This is a genomic window from Micromonospora sp. M51 (assembly GCF_018070305.1).
GTDB lineage: Bacteria > Actinomycetota > Actinomycetes > Mycobacteriales > Micromonosporaceae > Micromonospora > Micromonospora parva.
Window position 1 is genome coordinate 1 of sequence record NZ_JAGPXZ010000929.1, and the last position, 2,102, is coordinate 2,102.

Genomic DNA, 2,102 nt, shown 5'->3' on the forward strand with positions numbered 1-2,102 from the left:
CGGGTGGTGGGGCCAGGACACCGGGGACGCGGCGACGGTGGCGCAGCCGACCAGCACCGCCGCGTGCCCGCTGCGGCCCTGTCGCGTCAACTGTCGCGCCCGCAGCAGGGCCGCCACGCAGACGAACGCCACCAGGGTGGCCCAGAGCACTGGCAACGCCGCCTCGTCCACGCCGACGCGCAGCAGCATGCCATGCAGGGACTGGTTACCCAGTGACGCCAGGTTGCCGATCCGTGAGGTCTGCCGGACGGCCTCGGTCCAGTACGTCCAACTCTCGCCGGGCAGCACGATCCCGGCGAGCCCCGCGCAGGCCAGGAATGTCGCCACGGCGCGGCCCGCGTCGCGGTAGCGGCCGGTGGCGAGGAAGTAGACGACGAACAGCAACGGGGTCAGCTTGATCGCCGAGGCGACCCCGACCAGCACCCCGCGCAGCCGGGGCGGGACCAGGCCCACCCCGTCGAGCAGGGCCATCAGCACGATGAAGATGCTGACCTGACCGAAGCGCAGATTGCTCTGCACCGGTGCGGAGAGCATCAGCACCGTGGCCGCCACCGCCACCACGAGCGGTCGCCGGGACTGCCGGGTGGTCAGCGCGACACCGACCGTCCCGGCGATGGCGACGACCGCCGCGCACGTCGCCACCAACCAGATTCCCCGCAGGACGCCCTCCGGCACGGCGGTGATCGGCCCCAGCACGAGGGCGGCGAACGGCGGATAGGTGAACGGACCGCCGTTGGCCGCCACGAAGCCGTACAGCGGCCGACCGGCGTGCAGGTCGGCCAGCGCGCCGTAGTAGATGTGCAGGTCGGAGAGGCGATCCGGACGGCGCAGAACGAGCACACAGGACACCAGCGCGACGACGACGAAGGCCACCCACGCCAGCGCCACCCGGCGATCCCGCATCGACCGAGAATAAACGGGACGGCACCAAGAAACACCCGCTGGGGCAACTTGCGCCGTAGTCCCGTTCACGGGACCCTGTTCTCTGGGTTGCCAACCGCTCACCGAACGTGCCCCCGGAGGCGACATGCACATGCCCCGTACCCTCCCCCGCCGACTGCTGGCCGGCACCGGCGTGCTCCTGCTCGGCACCGCCCTCGCTGCCGCCGGCGTCGGTGTTCCGGCCGTCGCCGCGACGGGCGCGGACACCGTCGGATACGTCCGGCTCGCCCACCTCTCCCCCGACACCCCGGCCGTCGACGTCTACCTGGCCGCACCGGGCACCGCGAAGCCGCGGGTCTTCCCGGGGGTCGGCTACGGCGTGGTCTCCGACTACCTCGAACTCGCGCCCGGCCGGTACGCGGTGGCGATGCGCGAGGCCGGCGCTCCCGCCAGCGATCCCCCGGTGCTCACCACCGAGGTCGCGGTGACCAGTGGTGACGCGTTCACGGTGGCCGGTGTCGGGCGGCACGCCGACCTCGGCCTGCGGGTGCTCACCGACGACCTCAGCGCCCCCAGCGACGGGCGTGCCAAGGTGCGGGTCGTGCAGGCGTCGGTGCGGACCCCGATCCTCGACGTGGCCGCCTCCGACGGCCCGAAGATCGCCGACGGGGTGCAGTTCGCCACCACCACCGACTACCAGCAGGTCGAGCCGGGCAGATGGCGGCTGAAGCTGACCGGTGCCGGTGGTCCGAGCACCGACGCCGAGGTGCGGCTCACCGGCGGCGCTGTCTACTCGCTGCTCGTGCTCGACGCGAAGCAGGGCGGGCTGACCGCCGAGCTGCGCCGCGACGCCGAGGGCGGCACCGTCGTCCCGGCCGGTGGGGTGGACACCGGCGCCGGGGGCACCGCCCGCACCGGGCTCGACGCGTACCCCCTGGTGGCCGGCGGCCTGGCCGCGGTGGCCGGGGTGGTCGCGTTGCTGCTCTGGCGACGGCGGCGCAGCACCTGGTGAGCGCCGGGCCGGGCCCGTCGATCCGGCGGCACCGTGACCGTCGGGTGCCGCTGGCCGCGCTGGTCGCGGCCGGCGCGGCGGTCTGCCTCGCCGCGAGCACCGGGGTCGGGCTGGCCACCACCGACCCGCCGCCGGTCGCGACCTGGCACCCCGGCTGCGGCGACGACTGCCCGTCGGTGGCCGCCGCGCCCACGCCACACGGTCCACC

Annotated in this window: 2 protein-coding genes and 1 pseudogene; 2 read left to right on the forward strand and 1 reads right to left on the reverse strand. The window is 74.5% G+C overall.

Translation table 11 applies throughout. The annotated features are described in order from the left end of the window. On the reverse strand, positions 1-903 hold a 903-nt coding region (locus KBX53_RS30865; protein ID WP_210863262.1), incomplete at its 3' end, for a glycosyltransferase 87 family protein. A gap of 124 nt (positions 904-1,027) precedes the next feature. On the opposite strand from KBX53_RS30865, the gene KBX53_RS30870 reads away from it, so the two are divergent. Together KBX53_RS30870 and KBX53_RS30875 are read left to right on the forward strand one after the other, a co-directional pair. After that, positions 1,028-1,894, forward strand: a complete 867-nt coding sequence (locus KBX53_RS30870; RefSeq protein ID WP_030337705.1) for a DUF4397 domain-containing protein — start codon at positions 1,028-1,030, stop codon at positions 1,892-1,894. Next, positions 1,891-2,102: pseudogene (locus KBX53_RS30875) on the forward strand (hypothetical protein); the annotation flags it as partial. The gene KBX53_RS30870 and the pseudogene KBX53_RS30875, both read left to right, overlap by 4 nt.

Excerpts from the sequence above, each read along its gene's own strand:
- KBX53_RS30870 (WP_030337705.1), top strand. The coding sequence starts at position 1,028 with ATGCACATGCCCCGTACCCTCCCCCGCCGACTGCTGGCCGGCACCGGC.